The sequence below is a fragment of the Streptomyces sp. NPDC050418 genome (genome assembly GCF_044458745.1).
Lineage (GTDB): Bacteria > Actinomycetota > Actinomycetes > Streptomycetales > Streptomycetaceae > Streptomyces.
Genome location: NZ_JBITIG010000002.1, coordinates 231,807 through 253,490, shown reverse-complemented (window position 1 = coordinate 253,490; position 21,684 = coordinate 231,807). Strand labels below are relative to the sequence as shown.

Genomic DNA, 21,684 nt, shown 5'->3' with positions numbered 1-21,684 from the left:
CGTAAGGGATGGAAGTGGTTCGGGTGCAGGCGACGGCGAAGACCCGTACGACCAGGAGACCCATCAGCGCGGCGGCGGTCGTTGCCGGCGGCTGCGCGCTAGCCGTGAGCGGCGCGGCACCCGCGGCCGCGGCGGACGACTGGGGCAACTGGGGCTGGCAGGTCACCGTCTCACCGGCCACGGTGAAGCCCGGCGGGACGGTGACGCTCACCTCCACCGGCTGTCAGGAGCCGACCGTCAAGGCCACGGCCGCGATCTTCGACGACGTCGAGCTCGACGAGGGCAGGACCGCGCAGGCCTGGATCTTCGACGACGCCAAGCCCGCCGCCGAGTACGAGATCACCTTCACCTGCAAGGGCAAGACCAAGAAGGCCACGCTGAAGATCGCCGACGACGGTGGCACCGTCCGGCCCACGCACCACGGCACCCAGGCGCCGATCCACAAGGGCGTGAAGGCCGGCTCCGGCGGCACCTTCGACCAGTCCGACCTGATCCAGCTCGGCCTCGGCGCGGCCCTGGTGGCCGGCGCGCTCGGTGCCTCGCTGTACTGGGCGCGGCGCCGGGGCGAAGCCGACCACTGAGCACCAGGCGGTCGACACCCGGTCGCCGCCCCGACCCGCCCCGACCCGCGCCGCCCCGGCCGCCTCAGCCCCGCGCCTTCGGCAGCCACATCACCGGCTTGACCTTCCCCGCCGCCGCGAACCCCCAGTCGAGCAGCGCCCGCGCCTCGGTGTAGACGCCGTTGCGTACGCCCGACGTCGGGTTGAGCACGGTGGCGACGATGGTCCGGCCACCGCGCCGGGCCGCCACGATCAGGGTGTTCCCGGCCTGTGTCGTGTAGCCGTTCTTGATGCCGATGACCCCGCGGTAGCGCCGCACCCCGTGCGAGCCGGCGAGCAGCCGGTTGGTGCTGTCGATCCGCTGCCATCGTCCGCCGGGCATGGGGAAGTACCCGTACGCACTGCCGCAGTAGTACGCGAACTGCCGGTCGCGCAGCCCCGCACGGCCGAACAGCGTCAGGTCGTACGCGGACGAGTACTGCCCGCGCGCGTCGTACCCGTCGGGCGAGACCACGTGCGTGTTGCGGGCGCCGATCCTGCGGGCCTCGGCGTTCATCTGCCGCGCGGTGTGCGCCCAGCCGCCGTTCATCCGGGCGAGCACCCGCACCGCGTCGTTGCCCGACCGCAGGAAGGTGCCGCGCCACAGATCGCGGACGCGGTACGTCCCGCCGATCCGCACCCCCACCTGACTGCTCCCCGCGCCCATGCCGGCCAGGTCCTTGGCGGTGACCCGGTGCCGGGTCGCGCCGTCGAGACGGGGCAGGACGGTGAGGGCGAACAGGGACTTGATCGTGCTAGCGGGCGCGAGCCGCTGGTGCGGCCGGTAGGACGCGAGCACCTGGCCTCTCCCGGCGTCGGCGACGACCCAGGCGCGGGCCGAGAGCCGGGGGAGCCGGGGCGGCCCCGCGCCGGTCGCGTCGGCGGCCACGTCCGGCGCTGCCGTGACGGTGGCGGTGAGGGCGAGCAGGGCGCAAAGGGCGGGCCTGACCCGGGATCTGACGCTCATTCAGTCAACGTAGGCGCGAAGATCATCGGACGCAGTCGGGATGGTCCGACCGGAGGGGGTCCGGCGTGCGGCCCGGGCGTGTCGCCGTCGTGCGGGTGGTGCCGCGTGTGCCCACCCCGCCCGGCGACCGCATGCGTCCGCAACCGGGGCACCAGGTCCATGCATGCTGCACCGATGAGTGCATGCCGCACCTATTGCCGCGGACCCGCCCCGCCGCCATACTCCCCGCCAACCGCCCGAGCCTGGCCCTCCCGCACGCCGCCCGATCAAGGGCCGCCCACGACAAGGCAGGTGCCCCGATGCCGTTCGACCAGGCCGACCATCTCGCAAGGCTCGCCGAGACCGCGTACGAACGACTGGGGGACTACGAGTCACTGCTCTATGACGGCGTACGCCACCGCTCCGGCGACCTCTACCACCGGGCCACGCGGGCCGGCGCCGGACTGGCCGAGCTGGGGGTGCGGCCGGGGGAGCGGGTCGTGGTCCTGATGGCCAACTGCCCGGAGGTCGGCATCGCCTACCAGGCGATCTGGCGCGCGGGCGCCGTCGTCACACCGGTGATGTTCCTGGTGAGCCCGCCGGAACTGGCCCATATCCTCCAGGACTCGGGCGCCCGAGTCCTGATCACCACGGCCGACCTGATGGCCTCCGTCGCCGCGGCGGCGCCCGAGGCGCCCGGACTGAGCCAGGTCGTCGTGGTCGACGAACTGCCGTCCACGGCACCCGAGTTGCCGTCCTCCGTCACGATCACCCCGTTCGCTCAGCTGGAGGACGCCGCCCCCGGCGCCATCACGGCACGCGACGGCGGCGACCTGGCCGCGCTGATGTACACGGGCGGCACCACGGGCCGGGCCAAGGGCGTCATGCTCAGCCACCGCAATCTGCACGCCTGCTCCCTCGCCTCGCACACCGCGAGTCACGAGACAGGTCTGACCGAAGGCCTCACCCGCAATCTGATCCCGCTGCCGCTGTCCCACGCGTACGGCCTGATCGTGACGCTCATCGGATGGCATGCGGTCGAGCCCCAACTCTCCGTGCTGCAGCGCTGGTTCGACCCGGCCGGGTGGGTCGGGCTGGCCGAGGAACACCGCATCCAGCGCACCACCCTCGTGCCCAGCATGATCCAGATGCTGCTCGCCCAGCCGCACCTTGCGGAGGCCGACCTCAGCGAGATGCGGTACGTGATGAGCGGCGCCGCACCCCTTGCCCCGGACACCCGCGCCGCCTGGCAGCGCGCCGTGCCCAGCAGCGAGATCCTGGAGGGGTACGGCTGCACCGAGTCGGGCTCCGTCATCGCCACGACCCGCCCCGGCCGCAACCGCTACGGCTCCGTGGGCACCGCCCTGCCCGGCTACGAGATCGAGATCCGCGACGAGAAGGACCAGCCGCTCGCGGCGGGCGCCGAGGGCGAGATCTGCGTCCGCTCGCAGGGCGTGATGGCCGGGTACTGGAACGCGCCCGAGCTGACCTCGCAGACCCTTGAAGGCGGCTGGCTGCACACCGGCGACATCGGCCGCTTCGACGAGGACGGCTTCCTGCACCTCATCGACCGCAAGAAGGACCTGATCCTGCGCGGCGGCTTCAACGTCTTCCCGCGCGATGTCGAGGACGCCCTCCTCACGCATCCCGCCGTCGCCTCGGCCGGTGTCGTCGGACGCCCCGACACCCGCCTCGGCGAGGAGGTCGTCGCGTTCGTCGCCCTGCATCCCGGCCGGCCGTGCGGGAGCGAGGAGTTGATCGCGTACGGGAAGGAGCAGCTCTCGGCGCACAAGTACCCGCGCGAGATCCACGTCCTGGACAGCCTCCCGGTCACCAGCGTCGGCAAACTCGACCGCAAGGCGCTGCGGGCGCGGGCCAAGGAGTAGCAGACCGCCGGTCGGCTGCCTCTCAGACGTGCAGTTCGGGAGGCAGCCCCGTCCAGCGCAACTCGTCGGTGAGGTGCCGGGTGTCGTTGTAGCAGAGCAGGTTCGCCGGCCGGCCGGGGACGTAACGGATCACAGTGAGGCCCGTGTTGGCGTGGTTGAGGCCGAGCCAGCGCCAGTCGGGGGCGTCGAGCGCGTGTCGTACGAGCCAGCCGACCAGGAAGTTGTGCGTCACGACCAGCTCATGCCGGTCCCGGTCGCCCTCGGCCGGACCGGTGAACGCCGCCATGGCCTCCCGCGCGAGCCCGGGCCCGTCCTCGCGCTCGGCGGCCGGGAACTGCGCGAGACGCTCCAGGTACGAGTCGGCTGATTCCGCGGGCAGTTCCTCGCGCTTGGGGAGGTAGGGGAGGTAGTCACCGGCGACGGACGAGGACTGGAGCGCGACCCGGTCCTCGTCCTCCCTCGTTTCGTCGGTGAGCTGCTCGTGGATCAGGCGTGCCGTCTGCTCTGCGCGGGCCGCCGGGCCGTGCGTGACGACGGAGAGCGGCGTGCCCCGCAGCCGCCGCCCGAGCAGCCTCGCCTGGGCGCGGCCCGACTCGGTCAGCCCGCTCTCGTCGGCGGTGGCCTCGCCGTGACGGGTCAGATACAGGTAGCGGGTTGCGGTCATGCTGCGATGTCCCGTCGGTGCGGCGTCGGATCGTCGAGATCCCTCGGTCACCGCCGGGGACGCCGACGCTGTGGCCTGCGGTTCCGCCGGTCCCGTAGATCCAAGCCAGGTGGTGCGGAAGGACTCGCGCCAGGCGCTACGCGAGGTCGTCGAAGTCGCCGTCCTTCGCGCCCTGGATGAAGGCGGCGATCTCCGCCTTCGTGTAGACGAGCGCGGGACCCGCGGGGAAGCGGGAATTGCGCACCGCGACCTGGCCGTCGGGCAGGCCGGCGAGCTCCACGCACTCGCCGTCCGGGTTGCTCCGGCGGCTCTTTCGCCAGCGCGCTCCGGCGATCGTGGACGCGGGCATGCCGTTGTCACATTCCAATTTCGCGCCCTGTTTCCGCCCCATGGTGCGCCCCCTGAGTCCCCTGCCTGCGGTCCCCGCCACGAACGTCCGTACGGAACGGCGTCCTTGCAGGCGTGCGTACGGCTGCACTTGCAGATGTGCTTGCAGGCGTCAGTTCACACCATCAGGATGTCATCCGGGAGTCGTCGACCCACCCCGTATCCGATTCCGTTGATGCCGCCCTGGAGGCAAGGTGACCACGACCGCGTACCCCGCCGAGCTGCTCGACCCCTGGGGTGCGGCGGACACGGCCGGCTCGGCCGGCCAGGTGCTGCAGAGCGCGGCCGACAGCGACCGGGAGGCCTGGGAGTTCGTCGTCGCGACGCTGGAGCGCTGGGGTTGCAGGGCTCTGGCGCCCCGCGTCCTGCCGGTCGTCGGCGAGCTCGTCGCCAACGCGTTCGCGCACGCGGTCGCGCCCGGCGTGCCGTCCGCGTATCCGTGCCCCGTGGTGCTCAGTCTGCTGCGCTCGGGCGGCGATGTGGTCTGCACGGTCTTCGACCCGTCGGAGTCGCTGCCTCGCCCGTCGGCGGCCCGCGGCCTGCGCCGGGTCGACGCCCTCGCCGACGTCTGGGGCTGGACGGCGCCGGGACCGGACGGCAAGGCGGTCTGGGCCGCGTTCTCGGGGGAGGGCGAGCGCCGCCGCTCGGCCGCCGCGGTCCTCGCGGCCGTCGAGCCCCTGCTCGTCCAGATAGAGGTCTTCACCGGCAGCGCCACACCACGCCTGGTGCTCGCCGATCCCGCCTGGGGAGTCGAAGGGCCCTCGGAGCCGGCGCCCGCGGGCGGCTGAACTCCGGGGGCCCTCCGGCGTGCTCACCGAGCGGCGCGGGTGCGTGCCACCAGCTCCGCTGCGGCCGCGTCCCACGTGCCGTACGAGAAGGTGAATCCGGCGTCGGTGAGTCGCCCCGGCACCACCCTGCGGCTCTTGAGCAGCAGTTCGGTGTCCGAGCGCAGGACGAACGCGCCCACCTCGGCCATCGCCTTCGTCGCGGGCAGCCCGACCGGCACACGCCACGCGCGCCGCAGCTCGCGCATGAAGGCGCGGTGGGGGAGCGGCTCGGGCGCCGCGAGGTTCACCGGCCCCTCGATGTCGTCGCGCCCGATGAGGAACTCGACGGCCCGTACGAAGTCGTGCTCATGGATCCAGGACACGAACTGCCGTCCGCCCCCGACCGGCCCGCCGAGCCCGAGCCGTGTCATCCGCGACAGGACCCGGAACACCCCGCCGGCGTCGGGGCTCATCACCATCGCCGCCCGCAGCGCGACCTTCCGCGTCGCCGGAGTCGCGGCCTCCGCCTGGGCCCGCTCCCACTGCTGGGCGATCTTCACGCTGTACGCCCAGTAGTCGGGGATGCCGGATTCGGCGCCCCCGATGATGCCGTGCGCCTCGTCGTTGGCCGCGTCGTGGCGGTGGGCGTAGACGGTTGCCGTGCTCATCTGCAGCCAGACCCGCGGCGGGCGCGCGGCGGCCGCGATGGCCTCTCCGACAACCCGCGCGGAATCCACGCGTGAGTCCAGCATCGCGCGCAGATTGTCGTCGGTGTAGCGGCAGCTGACGCTGCGGCCCGCCAGATTGATCACCACGTCGCTGCCGTCGATCTCCCGCACCCACGGCCCGGCGGTCCGCCCGTCCCAGGCGACGTCGTCCGGTCCGGACGGCTGTCGGCTCAGCACCACCACGTCGTGCCCGGCCGCCGTGAACGCCCGCCGCAGCATGGCGCCGACCTGCCCCGTACCCCCTGGAATGACCACGCGCATGAAGAACCCCCTCGGTGTCGGTGCGAGCCTAGCCGAGGGGGTTGAACGTGTTCAAAACGGGGGTCGGTCCGGATCAGCTGGGTGCCTCGGCGCCCTTGCGGGCGTAGAACCACCAGCACACCGCCAGACACGTCCCGTAGAAGACGATGAAGCACCACAGGGCGCTGGTGACGGGGAAGTTGGCGAACATCGCCGGGATGAAGAAGAAGCCGTAAGCGGCGATCGCCGAGGAGAAGCCGGTGACCGCGCCCGCCTCCATCTCGGACTGCTTGAGCGCCGCGGCCTGTGCCTCGGGGCCCTTGCCCTCGGCGCCCTTGCTGTGCCAGTCGCGGAAGATCACCGGGATCTGGCGGAAGGTCGAGCCGTTGCCGATGCCGGAGAAGAAGAACGCGGCGAGGAAGCCGATGTAGAAGGTCCAGAAGTTGCCCTGGTCGCCGTTGTGCGGCAGCGCGAAGATCACCACGACGAGCGAGGCTGCCATGCCGACGAACGACAGCATGGTCACGCGCGCCCCGCCCACCTTGTCGGAGAGCGAACCGCCGAGCCAGCGGGTCAGCGCGCCGATCGCCGGACCGATCCACGCGTACGTCGTGGCCTGGTAGCCCTGCGCCTGGAAGTTGTCCTTGATCAGCAGCGGCAGGCCGGCGGCGAAGCCGATGAACGAGCCGAAGGTGCCGACGTAGAGCCAGGTCATCAGCCAGTTGTGCTTGCGCCTGAAGATGATCTTCTGCTGGCTGAAGGGTGCCGCGGCGACCTTGAGGTCGTTCATCAGGAACCAGGCCATCAGCGCCATGATCACCAGCAGCGGCACCCACAGGAACGCGCCGTTCTGCAGCCAGACGTCGTTGCCGGTGGCGGTGTCGCGCTGCGGTCCGCCGGCGGGCGGGCCGAGCACGGCGGCGGTGATGACCAGCGGTGCGACCAGCTGGACGACGGAGACACCGAGGTTGCCGAGACCGCCGTTGAGTCCGTTGGCCGAGCCCTTCTCGCTCTTCGGGAAGAAGAAGCCGATGTTCGCCATCGAGGAGGCGAAGTTGGCGCCGCCGATCCCGCAGACCGCGGCGATCAGCGCCAGTTCCCAGTAGGGCGTGCCCGTGTCCTGGAGCGCGAAGCCGAGCCACAGCATCGGGGCGATCATGATGATCGTCGAGACCGCGGTGAACTTCCGCTCGCCGAAGATCGGGCCGATGAACGTGTACAGGATGCGGAAGGTGCCGCCCGTGAGGCCGGGGATCGCGGTCAGCCAGAACAGCTGCGACTTCGAGAAACCGAAGCCCACGTCGTTGAGCTTGACCACGGTCACCGACCAGACCTGCCAGACGACGAAGCCCAGCATCAGCGCCGGGATCGAGACCCACAGATTGCGGCTGGCCACCTTGCGGCCGGTCGACGCCCAGAATCCGGAGTCCTCGGGACGCCAGTCGGTGATCGTGGAACCGGGCTTGTAACTGTCGGCCTCGATGACCTGGCCGGGACTCGGGGTGCTCATTTCTTCACGGTATGAGCGGCTTTGTCGCAGGTGGCGTGTGATGTCGGCCGAACGGGTGAACGAAGGCGGTGCCCGGGAGGCTCAGTCGCGCCCCGTCGCGCAGGCCACACACACCTTGTTGCCGTCGGGATCGGCGAGCACCGTGTACGCCGGAGCGCCCGAGGTGTCGACCACGGTGCCGCCCGCCGCCACCGCCGCCGCGATCCGCCGCGCGACGGCCTCGGGCGCCAGCCACACGTCCAGGTGCCAGCGCTGCCGCGGCGTGTCATGCGGACCGGTGCCCTGGAACCAGAGTGCGGGGACGCGGTTCGCCGGATCGAAGACCGAGTCACGCACCGTGTGCGAGGCATCGCCCGTGAGCAGGGCCGCCCAGAACGGACCGGCGGTGACGAAGTCCACCGTGTCCAGGGCCAGTTCGACCTGGGTGACCTCTGCGGGCACCGCCCGCAGCCGGAACTTCGCGGCAAGTCCCGAGACCAGCCGGGCCAGTTCGAGATCCTGCGCCGTGATCCGGCGCTCGCCGGCCGGATCGGACGTGTACAGGAAGAGATCCACCGCGCCGTCCGTGAGCCGGATCTCCGGCACCTGGCGGCCCGCGGTCACCGCCACCTGGGCGACCGCCGAGACGAACGAGGCCGCGACCGTCGGATCCTCGCCCTCCACCCGGTAGCGGGCCGCGAGCGGCTGGGCGAGCACCCGCCAGTCGCCGAGACCGCCGGCGATGGCGGCGAGGACATCCGGAGTGGCCACAGGCTGCATGGCGCTCATCCTGGCAGGGCGCGTGCGGCCACGGAACAGCGCGCGCAGACCGTGACCGTCAGTGCTCCTGGTCCGCCAACTGCTCGAACCGCGCCGCGTCCACGTCCAGCATGTGCTGCGCCTTGCCGAGGGCGACGGAGCTGTAGGTACCCGACGAGCGTGCCGCGAGCAGCCGTTCGCCCATCGCCTGCAGCACCCGCAGCCGCAGCTCCACGAACGCGTCGCGGCTGCCGGAGAGATCGGCGGGCTGCTTCCCCTCCTCGGGCGGTCTGCGGTGCACGTCCACGCGTGCGTCGCGGCGCACCAGCGCGACCACGCGGTCCGTGTACGGCTCCCCGTCGTGGTCGGTCAGCGACGGATCGTCGAGGACCTCGCCCGCGGCGTCGGCGAGATCCGTGAAGAGCCGCGTCCCTTCGTCGCGCAGCCGTTCCGGATCGTCCGGCGGGATCCCGACCTTGCGGATCACCGCCGGCAGGGTCAGTCCCTGCAGCAGCAGGGTCACGGCGGCCACCACGAACGCGATCAGGATCAACTGCGCCCGGTCCGGGGTGTCCTCGGGCAGTGTCTGTGCCGCGGCCACCGTGATGGCGCCGCGCATCCCGGCCCAGCCGATGACCACCCCGCCCCGCCCGCCGAAGTGCTCGTTGACGGTGAAGTCGAGGTCGGCGGACCTGCGGGTGATCCGGTGCTCGAAGCGTTCGAGACGCTTGGCGGGGATGTTGCTCAGGCGCTCGGCGAACGCCGGATCGTCCTCCGGGTTCTGCAGCCGCTCCTGCATCGCCGCCAACTGCTCCTTGGACTGCGAGGCCTTCGCCACGTCACGGCGCATCCGCGCCACCATCGGCGCCACCCACAGCATCCGCGCCACCATCACGAACAGGGCGGCGAGCAGCCCGATCGCCAGCGCCCGCGTGACACTGAGCCCGTCGCCCCGCACCTCGTCGACGAGCGTCTTCACGTTCAGGCCCATCAGCAGGAACATCCCGCTCTCCAGCAGGAACGCCGCCGTATGCCAGTTCGTCGACTCGGCGATCCGGTCCTGAGCCCGCAGATGGCGCGGACTCTGATGCCCCGTCACCACGCCTGCGACGACGACCGCGAGCACACCCGAGGCGTCCAGTTCCTCGGCGGGCAGATACGCGATGAACGGGACGACGAACGAGATCGCGGTGTTGAGCACCGCGTCGTTGATCAGCGCGCGCACCCGTACGTTCACCAGACCGACGACGAGCCCGACGACGACCGCGACCACCACCGCGTACAGGAACTCGGCGATCGTGCCCCACAGCGAGAACGAACCGGCGAACGCGGCCACCGCCGTGCGCAGCAGCACCAGCGCCGACGCATCGTTGACCAGGCCCTCGCCCTCGAGCACGGTCAGCAGCCGGTGCGGCAGACCGAGCCGTTTGCCGACCGAGGTCGCCGCGACCGCGTCCGTCGGACTGATCACCGCGCCCAGCGCGAACGCCGCGGGCCAGCCGATCTCCGGCAGCAGCCAGTGGAAGAGGACACCGGCGCCGAGTGTCGACAGCGCGACAAGGGTCACCGCGAGACCGCTGATGGACTGCAGATCGCGGCGGAAGTCCGTGAACGACATGTTCACGGCCGACGAGTAGAGGAGCGGCGGCAGTACCCCGGCGAGGATCCACTCCGGATCGACGCCCGGGTGCGGCACGCCCGGGATGAAGCTCAGCGCGATCCCGACGACCACGAGGCTCAACGGGGCCGCGAGACCGAGCCGTTCGGAGAACGCCGCGACGGCCACGACCGCGATCACACCGAGCACGGCGACAAGGGTGAACTCCATGGTCAGCCGAGCACCCGCGCCGCCGCCCCGACCACCGACGCCACATACCGCGCCGGCAGCTGCACATGCCGCGGATGCAGCACCGGCACCAGCTCGCCGGTCTCCGCGAGCGTCATCCGCGCCGCCTTCGCTGCCGCGAGCGCCACCTCCCGTACCGCGTCGTCGAACACCAGGTTCCCCTTCGCGTCCCCCTGCCTCGCGCGCACCAGCGCGACCTGCGGGGTCAGCGCGGGCACCGGTCCGAACTCGTCGCCGCCGAAGAACATCGACCGTGCCCCGTCAGCCGCCGGCCGCACATGGGTCCCCACGGGGCCGAGGAACGTGGCGGCGCCGGCCGCGCTCGCCTGGAGGCGCTGCCGCAGCAGTACGGGATCCACCGACTCGGCCGCAACACCCCCGATCCGGCCATCCTGCGTCGGCGTGTCGACGATCAGCCGCGCGATCTGCCCGCCGTCGATCCAGTCGGCGAACTGCCGCCCGGCGCGGGCCGCTCCGGGGCAGACCACGGTGAACCCCCGGACCGGCAGGGCGCTCACGGCCGCCACGAGCTGCGAGGGAAAGCCCTCGTCGGAGGGGTCGGAGAGCACCAGGGTGCAGCCCGGCGGGATCGAGGAGACGGCCGCGGACGCGGTGACCAGTTTGTCCATGTGCGGATTCTCCGCCCCGCTGTGGCCCACGGCCCGCAGCGGCGTGTCCAAGGCCACGGCCGATTTCGTATTTCGATCTGTCCTACCCATGGCCCCTTGAAGGCTTCTGGTGCATCCTCCGCCCAGCCAGGTTGATCGGCTTGATCGACGGCTTGACCGACATTAACGAACAGCGACCGGGCACTGCCCGTGGAGCGTGATCGATTCGGGAGGGCTCCTCATGGAGTTCGGACTCTTCCTCAACGGGTTCATCCCTGGCATGGCGGCGCACCACCGCCCCTCGGAACACCTTGCCCTGATGCGGGAGCTGGACCTCGCGATCAAGGCGGACAAGCACAACTGGAAGTACGTGTGGTTCGGTGAGCACCACTCACTGGCCGAATACAGCCATCTGTCAGCACCCGAGGTCGCGATCGGCTACGTCGCCGCCCGGACCGAGCGCATCCACCTCGGCACGGGCATCAACAGCCTTTCGCCGCGCAAGGAGCACCCGGTGCGGTACGCGGAGCGCGCCGCGATGATGGACCACATCTCCGAGGGCCGTTTCGAGTGGGGTACGGGCCGTGGCGCGGGCAGCCACGAGCTGAAGTCCTTCAACATCATGGACCCCTCGACGACCAAGGCCGAATGGGACGAGGTCGCTCCCGAGATCGTGCGGATGTGGGAGCAGTACGACTACGAGTTCCACGGCGAGCACTTCACCGTGCCGACCCCGCACAACATCCTGCCGAAGCCGTACGGGCACTCGCACCCGCCGATCTGGATGGCGTGCGGCAACCCGTCCTCGTTCGCGAAGGCCGGTGCGCTCGGCATCGGGGCGATCGCCTTCAACTTCGAGCCGATCTTCGAACTCAAGGGCCGTATCGACCAGTACAAGGCGGCGGCGGCCGAGCCGAAGGAGATCCTCGGGGACTACCAGAACAACAACGTCATGATGACCAACACGGTCATCTGCCTCAACGACCGCAAGCGGGCCCGCGAGATAGCCCTGCACGCGGGCATCGGCTACCTTGTCACGCTGGTGAACCTCTACCACGACACCATGCCCAAGTCGATGGACGAGCGGACCTGGCCGACCCCGCCGATCGCGTTCAACGCGCTCGCCGGCGACGACATCAGCAGCGAAGAGGTCCTCGACGAGATCATCAAGGCCGGTCTGCTGCTCTGCGGCACGCCCGACGAGGTCAGCGAGCAGGTCGCCGCGTACCAGACCGTCGGGTGCGACCAGCTGGTCTTCGGGATGACGGGCGGGATGACCTTCGACGAGCACCTGGAGATGGTGGAGCTCTTCGGCGACAAGGTGATTCCCCAGTTCGACACCAACCCGGAGCACTCGACGGCCGTCTACCGCCGCAACGCCGCCGGGCCGAAGTACCCCTCGCACAACAACCCGGTGCCCGCGGAACTCAAGCACACCGTGCTCCCGCCGTCCGCGATCCTGCCGCTGGAGTCCTGAGCGGTCTGGACCACTGACGGTCCGCTCGTGTGCCGCGCCGGGAACTCCGTGGCGCGGTACGCGAGGTGGGCGAAGGTCTTGTGTTGCGTACGGGTGTGAACGGGCCCTCTTGTTGTGCCCGGTCATCACTGGTTGACTCCGCGCGGTCCGTGCCTTGTCCCGTACCGGCGGAGGATCCATGGAAGCCACCCGCAGACAGCTGTCCCGCAGGCACCTGTCCCGCAGACACCTGATGTCCGCCCTCTCGGCCGCGGGCCTCCTTGCGGTGGTCCCGGTCCGCTTCGCGAGCGCGGCCGCCGCCGCGGAGGGCGCGGCCCGGCTGCTCGCGAACACCGTCGACGTGTTCGCCGGCACCGCCGCCTCCAACGCGCGCCCCGAGGCCGCCGGCAAGCTCTCCGCGCTCGTCACCACCGCCAAGGCGCGCCTCAAGTCGATGGACGAGGCCGGTCCCGGCGAACTGTTCAAGGGCCTGGCGCTCGGCACCAACGACGCCAACCTCAACACCGCGTACAAGCAGCTCCACGAGATAGCCCTGGCGACCCGTGCCCCCGGCAGCGAGCTCCTGGACGCGACCGCGGTGCAGCGCCGCGTGATCGACGGGCTCGGCTGGCTGCACGAGCGCTATTACGGCGACCAGTCCAAGGGCTACTACGGCAACTGGTTCAACTGGGAGATCGGCATCTCCCAGTACGCCACGAGGACCCTCGTCCTGCTCGCCTCGGAACTCGCCGCGTACAAGCCGGAGTTGACGGCCACCTACATCGCGTCGATGGACGCCTATCTGCGCAACGGCACGAACGGTGACGTCAATCTCGACTCGCGCTTCCACACCGGCGCCAACCTCGCCGACATCACCACCAACCGCATCCTCCAGGGCGCCCTCCTCGGCGACGAGAACCGCATCCGCAAGGCCCTCACCGACCAGCTCACGGTCTTCGTCACCATCGACCCGTACCACCTGAGTCACAACGTCACCGACGGGCACTACGCGGACGGCTCCTTCATCCAGCACGGCTCGGTCGCCTACACGGGCTCGTACGGGAAGGGCCTGCTCACCCGGGTCGTGCAGACCCTGAAGATCCTCGACGGCTCGGGGTTCGCGCACGGCGAGGAGCTCGTGCCGACGGTGTTCGGCTGGGTGCGCGACGGCTTCGCGCCGCTCATCTTCGAGGGCTGGATGATGGAGATCGTCAAGGGCCGCGCGGTCTCCCGCACCACCACCGGCTACTCCGACGTCGCCGTCATCGTCGAGGCCGTCGTCGACCTCGCCTCGCTCGCGACGGGCGCCGAGTCCACGGCACTGCGCCAGTACGTGAAATACCTCCGCACGACCTCCAAGGCGGCTCTCGACCCGGCCACGTTCGTCTCACCGGTCAGCGTCGTGCGGTACGCGGACATCCTCGCGGACAGCGCGCTGACCCCGGCCGACCTGGGCCCCGCGGAGCGCAGCGTCGCCTTCAACGCGATGGACAAGACGGTGCACCGCAGGCCCGGCTACGCCTTCGCGCTGGCCCGCAGCTCCGCCCGGATCAGCAAGTACGAGTACATGAGCGGCGAGAACCTGCTGCCGTGGTTCCAGGGCGAGGGCGCGCACTACCTCTATCTCGCGGGTCAGGACCAGACCGAGGCGTTCGGCGTCGACTACTACACGACCGTCTCGCCGTACGGCCTCGCCGGAGTGACAGCGCCCGTCGAACAGCGGCGCTCCATACCGGAGTTGTACGGCACTCCGTACTACGACAATCCCTCGCACCCGCTGAACTTCACGGCCTCCTCCGAGTCCCAGAACGCCTACGTGTACTTCCCGCGCGGTCTCGCCGACCACAGCGGCGGCGCCGTCCTCGGGGCGTACGGGGCCGTCGCGATGGTGCAGTCGAGCGATGTCGGCGTGCGCGACCGCGAGAAGCTCCCGGACGACTTCGTCGTCTACCGCAACGCGACCGCGACCAAGTCCTGGTTCCTGCTCGACGACGAGATCGTGGTCCTGGCGGCCGGTGTCGGCGGCGACGGCGGCCGCGCCGCGACGACCACGGTGGACGCGCGGACCGCCCTTGCGGGCGACGCGGTGACGGTCACCGGCGGACACCGCGACGGCCGGGCGTTCACCGGGGGAGGCGAGGGCGAACTGGCGTGGCTGCGCTGGGCGAACACCACCCGCGACAGCGCCGTCGGCTATGTGTTCCTGGACGGCGGCCCCCTGCGCGTCGCCCTGGACAATGTGACGCGCAGTCGGCGTGTCGTGCGTACATCCAACCCCGACACGCCCGCCACACGCCAGGTCTTCTCGGCCACGTACGACCACGCCGCGAACGCCGAACAGGCCACTTTGGCCTACGCGTTGATCCCCGGCGCGTCCGAACGCGCCCTGCGCCGCTACACGCACCGCGGCCCGCTGCAGGTCCTCGCGAACACCGCACGCCTGCAGGCCGTGCACCACACGGGCCTCGACCTGACCGCCCTCAACTCGTTCTCCGCGGGCCGCCACCGGGTCGCCGGCATCAGCGTCGAGGGGCCCGCCTCCGTCCTCGTGCGCCGCTCGCGCCGCGGCCGCGCCACGCTCGCCGTCGCGGATCCGACGACCCGGCGCGGCACCGTCTCGGTCGTCCTGCGGGGGCCTCGGCTGCGGCTCGAAAAGGGCGACGAGGGTGTCCGCGTCACGCCCGTGCCGGGAGGCACGCGCATCGACGTGGACGTCCATCAGTCATACGGGCGCAGCTTCACGGCGACGCTCGTGGGGTGAGGCCGGGGTTCCGGGGCGGGCCGGGCGGCCTGCCCCGGATGCGCCTCACAGCCCCATCAGGGTCGGTTCGTCGGGCGGCCCGTCGCGCAGCAACGCGCCGAGCTCCGCGCCCAGTCTGCGCGGCGCGAACACCGACGGACCCGGATGGGCGACTATCTCCGCCAGGCTCCACCAGCGGAATCCCGTGATCCCCTCGGCGGCCAGCTGTTCCTCCGAGAGCGCACCGGCCGGCGAGAACGACCGGGTGCGCACCAGGAAGTAGTGGTGGAGCGCCCCGTCGTAGCCGACTCCGTAGCCCGGATCGATGACCTCGCGGATCCAGACGTGGGGCGGCTCGCCTTCGACGGCGAGCCCGACTTCCTCGTGCAACTCGCGCCGCAGCGCCTCCTGGACCGTCTCACCGGGCTCGACGCCGCCACCGGGAGTCGACCAGACGACGGGGCCTTTCTTGCGGGCGAAGCGGCAGAGCAGGATGTTGTCCTTCTCGTCGAGGACGACTCCACGGGCGGTCCTGCGCAGGTTGGGTGAGTCCACCGAAGCACCGTACGAGCCCGTGCCCGAAGCTTCCAGAGGTCCGTCGGACCTGCGGGCGAACGTTCCGTGGCCTTCGCGCGTCGAAGGCTCAGGCGTCGAGGGACTGGGGGTGTGACCGTGGGGAGAACCCGGCGGTTCACGGCAGGTGTGGTGGCGGTTGTCGCGCTGGGCGGGTGCGGGACGACGCCGGGTGCGTCCGAGGACCTGGTGCACAAGCCGACGGAGCGGTCCGTGCCGCCCTACGACGGTCCGTTGAAGGCCAGGACACCCGGCTGGGTCGGCGAGGACAGCCCGCTGGAAGGCGGCGGCGCCGCCCTGCTGACCCTCGAATGCACCGACGACCCCTACCAGGCGAGCTCGGGGCACGACCTGGGCAACGCCGAGCGCGAACCGACTCCCGAGGCGGCGCTGCGGCGCCAGTTCGGCGAGTGGCGGCTGTGGAAGATCCTGCCGCAGCGCGGCTACCGGATCGAGACCCGCTCGGGCGGCCGCGTCCTGTTCTCGTACGACGTCCTCGGCCGCACGCGCGCGGCGGTGATCGTCGCCGAGGACATCAAGGGCAAGGACGGCTGGGTCGTCGAGACGTACGCTCAGTGCGACCCGTCCGAGTTCGAGGCCGCCGAACGCGCGGACCTGGACCTGTTCGTGTGGTCGGACACGGCCGGACGCCCGGTGAACACCGCCCGGGTGCACAGTGCGATGGGGCCCGACCACTGCGACTGGCAGACGGCCGAATTCCTCGGCATCGGGTCCGGCCGCCAGGAGCGCGGCTACTACCGCGACCCCGAGGGCGTCCTCGGCGACAGCGACCTGCTCCACGCGTCGTACGACGGGGACACCCGCCTCCCGGACGACGCCGTCGACACCGGCTGGCGGCACGACGGACGCGAGCTGTGGCTGGCCCCGGACAAGAAGAACGCGTACGTACGGACCGCGGACGGCAAGGTCGAGCGGTGGCCGGGGAGCAGCGAACGGATCGGGTGCGCCTGAGGGGTCCGGGGTCTGTCGCTGTACAACCCGTTCGCTAACGTCGGCGCGCATGACCTCCTCCGAAGCGGCGTACACCGCCGACACCTGGCCCGAGCCGCCCCTCGCCGGTACCGAGGCGGAAGCCGTGCTGGGCGCGCTGGAACGCCAGCGCGCCACCGTGGCGTGGAAGTGCGGCGGACTCGACGCCGCCGGACTGGGCGCGACCCTCGGCACGTCCACCGTCACCCTCGGCGGACTGCTCAAGCACCTCGCCCACATCGAGGACACCCACTTCACGCGGCTGTGGCTGGCCGTCCCCGCAGGCGCCCCCTGGAACACCGTCGACTGGGACGACGACCCCGACTGGGCGTACCGCACCGCCGCCGAGGACACCCCCGAGGAGCTGTACGCGTTGTGGCGGGACGCCGTGGCGCGCTCCCGCGCGATCGTGGACCACGCCTTGGCCGAGGGCGGACTCGACCAGCTCGGCGCCTACGTGACCCGCGGCGGTGAACGCCCCAACCTGCGCCGCATCCTGCTCGACCTCGTCGAGGAGTACGCCCGCCACGCGGGGCACGCCGACCTCATCCGGGAGTCCGTCGACGGACTGGTGGGGGAGGACCCCGCGATGTGAAGCGCGGCTCGCGAAATTGGGCCAACCGTGGGCCGGTGTTCGTTCATTCGGAGGGCTCGGCGTGCGCGTGTCGCGGTGGTGCGTTCGGCTGGACGTGGCATCCGCAAGCCGCGGACGCCGCCACGAAGTGCCTTGGCTGAGACTCGGTCGTCCGCGAGCTTGGGGCACAGGACTGAGACGAGGTGCACCATGCACGCACGAACCCTGGCCGCAGGAGCCCTGCTCGCCGGAGCCGCCCTCGGCCTGACGGGCCCCGCGGCCCAGGCCGTGGAAGCCGGAGCGGTCGCCGTGACCCCGAGCAGCGCGGCCCCCGGCCAGACGGTGAAGATCGGGGCCTCCGGCTGCGCGACCTCCAACGCCAACGCCAGTGCCCGTGCCTATTCGGACGCGTTCCCGACCGCCTCGCTCTCCGCCGTCGGCAGCGCGGGCGAGGTCAGCGGCTCGTCGACGGTCTTCTCCGGAGCGAAGGCCGGCACCTACACCGTCACGGTGGTCTGCGACGTCAACAACCCCAGCCAGCAGCGGTACACCGGCTCCTTCACGGTGACCGGCTCCTCCTCGTCCACGACCCCGCAGGGTGTACGCGGCGGTCTCGGCGGCTCGTTCGAGGACGCGGGACCGGGCACCATCGCCGCCGGTGCGGCCCTGGTGGCGGTGGGCCTCGGCGCCACCGCGTACACGGTGCGCCGCCGGATGCGCCGGTCCTCCTGACGCGGCGCTTCTCCTGACGCGCCGCTCCTCCTGACCGGCGCAATGCGACGGCCCGCTGCCGTCGTCGGCTGCCCGTCGCAGTGAGCGGGCGCCTCCCGAACCCCCGGCCCGCGTTCAGTCCTCCGCCTGAACGCGGGCCGTGGTGTGCTCCGAAGCCTCACCGCGGGCCGGCTCGGCGGTGGGCCGGCTCAGCGCGGCGGCGAACACGTCACGGCTTTCGGCCAGCCAGGCCTGCAGCCGGTCCCAGCGCTCCCGCCCGCCCCGTTCAGCCCACGCCCGCTCGTACACCGGGTCGCCCGCCTCGACGCGGGTGACCACGAACGCCCGGCACCGCTCCGTCACCTGCTCGATGACCTCGGGCAGCGCGGCCCGCCCGGCACCGTCCAGGCCGTAGCCGTCCGCCAGGATCCGCAGGCGTACGGGAACGTCGAGGCCGGGCGGGTACGAAGCGGCCCGGGATTCCGGGGCGATCAGCGGGACCCAGTAGCGGGCGGTCATCGCCAGATCCCACAGCGGGCGGCCGGGCGCGGCCAGATCGAAGTCGATCACGCCCGCCGCGCGACCGTCGCGCAGGACGACGTTCTCCGGACACAGGTCGTTGTGGCAGAGCAGCGTGCCGCCCTCCGGATCGGCGAGATCCCGCGGCCACTCGGCCCCGGGATCCACCGCGACCTCGACCGAGGCGTCGTGCAGCCGCCGCAGCAGCCGCCCGACGGAATCGAGCACCTCGCTCGTCATCGCCTCGTCGGGAAACGGCGGCAGCGGCACCTCGCCCTCGACGAACGTCAGCCGCTCCCGGCCGTCCTCGACCGGCCCGACCGGCACCGGACCGGCCTCGAAACCGTGGGCGCGCAGCGCGAGCAGGTATGCGTGCAACGCGTCCGCGTGCGCCGCGGCCGGACGCTCCACCACCGAGCCGACCCGGAACACCGCACCCGCGTGGACGAAGCCACCGGCCAGCTCCTCGCGGGACGGATCATCGCTTTGCGTCGTTGTCTGCGTCATGGGGAGACGCTATCGCCGCCTTCACATCGGCCTGCGTAGAGTGCCGGGATGATCGAGATTCCCGGGGAGTTCGAGCAGACCACACGGGCCCGCGAGGGGGAGCGGAGTGTTCCTTGGCTGGAGCAACTTCCCGTTCTCGTACAGGATTTGATGCGGCGCTGGGGGTGCGTGGCCGATGGGGCCGTGATGTTCGGTGGCGTCGGCGTCATCGTGCCGGTGCGCCTGAGCGATGCCGGTGAGAACGGGCCCGGCGACGGACGGGCCGTCCTGAAGGTCTCGTATCCCCACCCGGGCAATGTCCATGAGCCCGACGCCTTCGCCGCCTGGGGCGGCCACGGCGCGGTGCAGTTGTACGCGCGCGACGACGCACGGTTCGCGATGCTGCTCGAACGCGCCCACCCGGACACGCTCGCCGAGTGCGGTGACCCGGACGAGATGGTCACGGTCGCGGGGCAACTCAGCCGCCGGCTCGCCGTACCCGCACCCGAGGGGCTGCCGCGCCAGAGTGCACGGGCCGTCGAGTGGGAGGAGCGGCTGCTCGCCGATGCCGCCGAGTTCGACGGGGCGCTGCCCGCCCGTGTCGTGGACGCCGCGCTCGCGACCCTGCGGGAACTCGGTCCCGATCAGCCCGAGGTGCTCATCCACGGCGATCTGCACCCTCGCAACATCCTGCGCGCCGACCGGGAGCCGTGGCTCGCCGTCGACCCCAAGGGGTACGTGGGTGATCCGGCGTGGGACGGCGGCACGCTGCTCAAGTCCATGGGCCTCGTGTTCATCGGGGCCGACGACCCGGCCAAAGAAGTCCATCGCGCGCTGGACCTCTTCGCCGACGCGGCCGAGCTGGACCCCGAGCGCGTACGCCGCTGGGGCCAGCTTCACGCCGTCGAGGCCGCCTATTGGGCTCGCCGGCACGGGTTCCGGCGGGCGCGGGGCGGTCCCGAACTCGACCGCATCACCGCCTTCGCCGGTTACCTCGCCGAGGCCCTGACGGTGTAGCCCGACAGGACGTGGCGACCGGCGAGAGCTACGCCTCCCGTTCCACCGGCAGCCACAGCTCCGCGTCCGCCTGCGACCCGTCCTCGCTCAGCCGGGTGCGCAGGATCTCCGGACCCGGGCGGCTGCGGTACGGGTTGGACGGGAACCACTCGGTGAACACATCCCGCCACAGGTACTGGATCGCCTCCGGAGCGGGACCCGAGGTGGTGAACACCGCCCAGGTGCCCGCGGGGACCGTCAGCACGTCGAGGCCGTCAAGGTCCTTCGACGAGGTGATCACCGCGTGGTAGTAGTCCAGCTCCGAGCCCTCGGCGCGGCTGGGGTCCAGGTCGTCGCAGACCGCGACGATGCCCTCCGGCTCCTGGTCCGCCAGCGCCTTGAGCCGCTGATGGGTCTCGGGTGCGAGACCCCGTACGAAATCGATGATCGACCGGTTCGGGCCCGTGTGCACCAGCGGTACCCGGGCCTTGCGGCCCGCCACGGTGAAATCGGTCCGGTCCACTACGCGATAGCGCATGTCACTGTTCCCTTCGACGGTGAGACGGAAGGTCAGCCGGGCCTGCGAGACCAGGGCCGCTCCGGACCGCCGGGCCTCGCCCGGACCCACGCCGTGCAGCTGCCGGAACGCCCGCGCGAACGCCTCGCCCGAGCCGTATCCGTAGCGCACGGCGATGTCGAGCAGCGACCGCTCGTCCGCGAGTACCTCGGCGCCCGCGACGGTGAGCCGCCGGCGCCGGATGTACTCGGAGAGCGGGATCCCGGCGAGCGCGGAGAACATCCGGCGCAGGTGGTACTCGGAGGTCGCGGCGATCCGCGCGAGCACGGCCGCGTCGATCTCCTGGTCGAGATTCCGCTCGATGTGATCCATGGCCTGGTTGAGCCGGTCCAGCATGATCGGCCTCCTTCCTCTTGTGCGCTGTCCACGCTAGGAGAAGGGGATCATGCCGGACCCGACATCCTGTGCCCGATGAAGTCGGGTGTCCGCAGGCCGGGCGGGCTCGGGCCTCGCGGTCCTCAGGCCTCGCGGTCCTCGCCCCGGGCGCCGCGCGTCAGGAGCAGCAGCGCCTCCACGAGCTCCTCCGCGGGCGAGCCCGTGGCGAGCCGCCGCAGTTGCTGGCCGAAGACCAGCGCGACGGCCGTGCTCGCCATCCGCTCGGCGTCGCGCACGCCCAGGCTCGTCAGGATGCGCTCCGCGAGACGGTCGTACGCGGCGAAGCACTCGGCGGCGGAGGCCCGCAGCCGCTCGTCGCGACCGGCCTGCACATACAGCTCGAACGGTGCGATGTGCCGGGCGTCGAAGGCCGTACCGCCCGCGACCTGCGCCACCATCCGTGCCGCGCTCTCCAGTTCCATGTCCTCGCCGCCCCGGCACTGCTCCGCGAGATCGGTGAACCGGCGGGTCTCCACCGACACGAAGTGCAGCAGGGCCTCGCGCAGCAGATCATGCTGCGTGGTGAAGTGATAGGTCACCGAACCGAGCGAGACCCCGGCCTCCTTGGCGATCCGCCGGTTGGTCAGCGCGGCCACGCCGTCGTCGCCGATGATGCGCAGCACCGCGTCGACGATGCTCTGGCGCGTACCGGTGGATTTCGCGGCCACGGCCGACGAGGGAACGGTGGTCATGCGGTTCATCCTTCCATCTCCCCTGTGGGCGGGCCGGGTTGCCGCTACTGTTCGTTCGAACGAACAGAATCCGCGA

21 protein-coding genes are annotated in these 21,684 nt (G+C 71.3%); 9 read left to right on the top strand and 12 right to left on the bottom strand.

The annotated features are described in order from the left end of the window. Window positions 1-14: 14 nt before the first annotated feature. Complete coding sequence (locus tag ACIBI4_RS05410; RefSeq protein WP_399202272.1) at window positions 15-581, top strand: hypothetical protein; 567 nt, start codon at window positions 15-17, stop codon at window positions 579-581. A 64-nt stretch (window positions 582-645) separates the two neighbouring features. On the opposite strand, the gene ACIBI4_RS05405 is transcribed toward ACIBI4_RS05410, so the two are convergent. After that, window positions 646-1,566, bottom strand: coding sequence for a D-alanyl-D-alanine carboxypeptidase family protein (locus ACIBI4_RS05405; RefSeq protein WP_399202271.1), 921 nt, complete (start codon window positions 1,564-1,566; stop codon window positions 646-648). A 299-nt stretch (window positions 1,567-1,865) separates the two neighbouring features. Between ACIBI4_RS05405 and ACIBI4_RS05400 the strand changes: the two genes are divergently transcribed. Beyond that, a complete protein-coding gene (locus ACIBI4_RS05400; protein ID WP_399202270.1) occupies window positions 1,866-3,431 on the top strand; it encodes a class I adenylate-forming enzyme family protein in 1,566 nt (521 codons plus the stop codon). A gap of 22 nt (window positions 3,432-3,453) precedes the next feature. On the opposite strand, the gene ACIBI4_RS05395 is transcribed toward ACIBI4_RS05400, so the two are convergent. Both ACIBI4_RS05395 and ACIBI4_RS05390 read right to left on the bottom strand, forming a co-directional pair. Next, a complete protein-coding gene (locus ACIBI4_RS05395) occupies window positions 3,454-4,095 on the bottom strand; it encodes a histidine phosphatase family protein (protein WP_399202269.1) in 642 nt (213 codons plus the stop codon). Between the two features lie 136 nt (window positions 4,096-4,231). After that, entirely contained in the window at window positions 4,232-4,444 is a 213-nt protein-coding gene (locus ACIBI4_RS05390; protein ID WP_399202268.1) for a DUF397 domain-containing protein, read from the bottom strand. A 232-nt stretch (window positions 4,445-4,676) separates the two neighbouring features. On the opposite strand from ACIBI4_RS05390, the gene ACIBI4_RS05385 reads away from it, so the two are divergent. Continuing rightward, window positions 4,677-5,270, top strand: coding sequence for an ATP-binding protein (locus tag ACIBI4_RS05385; RefSeq protein ID WP_399202267.1), 594 nt, complete (start codon window positions 4,677-4,679; stop codon window positions 5,268-5,270). Window positions 5,271-5,293: 23 nt separating this feature from the next. Here ACIBI4_RS05385 and ACIBI4_RS05380 read toward each other — a convergent pair whose 3' ends face one another. The 5 genes from ACIBI4_RS05380 to ACIBI4_RS05360 form a co-directional block, all read right to left on the bottom strand. Continuing rightward, complete coding sequence (locus ACIBI4_RS05380) at window positions 5,294-6,238, bottom strand: TIGR01777 family oxidoreductase (RefSeq protein WP_399202266.1); 945 nt, start codon at window positions 6,236-6,238, stop codon at window positions 5,294-5,296. Window positions 6,239-6,311: 73 nt separating this feature from the next. Beyond that, the gene (locus ACIBI4_RS05375; RefSeq protein ID WP_399202265.1) at window positions 6,312-7,727 is read right to left on the bottom strand and encodes a NarK family nitrate/nitrite MFS transporter; all 1,416 of its coding nucleotides are present in this window, start codon (window positions 7,725-7,727) and stop codon (window positions 6,312-6,314) included. 81 nt (window positions 7,728-7,808) lie between these two features. Next, window positions 7,809-8,486 (bottom strand): VOC family protein, encoded by a 678-nt coding sequence (locus ACIBI4_RS05370; protein WP_399202264.1) that lies wholly within the window; start codon window positions 8,484-8,486, stop codon window positions 7,809-7,811. 58 nt (window positions 8,487-8,544) lie between these two features. Continuing rightward, window positions 8,545-10,293 carry a cation:proton antiporter gene (locus tag ACIBI4_RS05365; RefSeq protein WP_399202263.1) on the bottom strand — a complete coding sequence of 583 codons (1,749 nt, stop codon included), beginning with the start codon at window positions 10,291-10,293 and terminating at the stop codon, window positions 8,545-8,547. Between the two features lie 2 nt (window positions 10,294-10,295). Continuing rightward, complete coding sequence (locus ACIBI4_RS05360; RefSeq protein WP_399202262.1) at window positions 10,296-10,997, bottom strand: CoA-transferase; 702 nt, start codon at window positions 10,995-10,997, stop codon at window positions 10,296-10,298. Between the two features lie 163 nt (window positions 10,998-11,160). On the opposite strand from ACIBI4_RS05360, the gene ACIBI4_RS05355 reads away from it, so the two are divergent. Together ACIBI4_RS05355 and ACIBI4_RS05350 are read left to right on the top strand one after the other, a co-directional pair. Continuing rightward, window positions 11,161-12,396 carry an LLM class flavin-dependent oxidoreductase gene (locus tag ACIBI4_RS05355; RefSeq protein WP_399202261.1) on the top strand — a complete coding sequence of 412 codons (1,236 nt, stop codon included), beginning with the start codon at window positions 11,161-11,163 and terminating at the stop codon, window positions 12,394-12,396. Between the two features lie 178 nt (window positions 12,397-12,574). Further along, window positions 12,575-15,136: a polysaccharide lyase family 8 super-sandwich domain-containing protein gene (locus tag ACIBI4_RS05350; protein WP_399202260.1), complete on the top strand. Its 2,562-nt coding sequence runs from the start codon at window positions 12,575-12,577 to the stop codon at window positions 15,134-15,136. A gap of 45 nt (window positions 15,137-15,181) precedes the next feature. Here ACIBI4_RS05350 and ACIBI4_RS05345 read toward each other — a convergent pair whose 3' ends face one another. After that, a complete protein-coding gene (locus ACIBI4_RS05345) occupies window positions 15,182-15,670 on the bottom strand; it encodes an NUDIX domain-containing protein (protein ID WP_399202259.1) in 489 nt (162 codons plus the stop codon). Between the two features lie 111 nt (window positions 15,671-15,781). On the opposite strand from ACIBI4_RS05345, the gene ACIBI4_RS05340 reads away from it, so the two are divergent. The 3 genes from ACIBI4_RS05340 (at window position 15,782) to ACIBI4_RS05330 (ending at window position 17,984) form a co-directional block, all read left to right on the top strand. After that, the gene (locus tag ACIBI4_RS05340) at window positions 15,782-16,660 is read left to right on the top strand and encodes a hypothetical protein (RefSeq protein WP_399202258.1); all 879 of its coding nucleotides are present in this window, start codon (window positions 15,782-15,784) and stop codon (window positions 16,658-16,660) included. Window positions 16,661-16,709: 49 nt separating this feature from the next. Further along, entirely contained in the window at window positions 16,710-17,273 is a 564-nt protein-coding gene (locus tag ACIBI4_RS05335) for a DUF664 domain-containing protein (protein ID WP_399202257.1), read from the top strand. A 189-nt stretch (window positions 17,274-17,462) separates the two neighbouring features. Next, entirely contained in the window at window positions 17,463-17,984 is a 522-nt protein-coding gene (locus tag ACIBI4_RS05330) for a hypothetical protein (RefSeq protein WP_399202256.1), read from the top strand. A gap of 114 nt (window positions 17,985-18,098) precedes the next feature. Here the strand turns inward: ACIBI4_RS05330 and ACIBI4_RS05325 are convergent, their stop codons facing one another. Further along, window positions 18,099-18,989, bottom strand: a complete 891-nt coding sequence (locus ACIBI4_RS05325; RefSeq protein WP_399202255.1) for a phosphotransferase — start codon at window positions 18,987-18,989, stop codon at window positions 18,099-18,101. Window positions 18,990-19,037: 48 nt separating this feature from the next. On the opposite strand from ACIBI4_RS05325, the gene ACIBI4_RS05320 reads away from it, so the two are divergent. Beyond that, complete coding sequence (locus ACIBI4_RS05320; RefSeq protein WP_399202254.1) at window positions 19,038-19,985, top strand: aminoglycoside phosphotransferase family protein; 948 nt, start codon at window positions 19,038-19,040, stop codon at window positions 19,983-19,985. A gap of 28 nt (window positions 19,986-20,013) precedes the next feature. On the opposite strand, the gene ACIBI4_RS05315 is transcribed toward ACIBI4_RS05320, so the two are convergent. Together ACIBI4_RS05315 and ACIBI4_RS05310 are read right to left on the bottom strand one after the other, a co-directional pair. Next, window positions 20,014-20,877, bottom strand: a complete 864-nt coding sequence (locus tag ACIBI4_RS05315) for a helix-turn-helix domain-containing protein (RefSeq protein WP_399202253.1) — start codon at window positions 20,875-20,877, stop codon at window positions 20,014-20,016. A 122-nt stretch (window positions 20,878-20,999) separates the two neighbouring features. Continuing rightward, a complete protein-coding gene (locus tag ACIBI4_RS05310; protein ID WP_399202252.1) occupies window positions 21,000-21,608 on the bottom strand; it encodes a TetR/AcrR family transcriptional regulator in 609 nt (202 codons plus the stop codon). Window positions 21,609-21,684 lie beyond the last annotated feature (76 nt).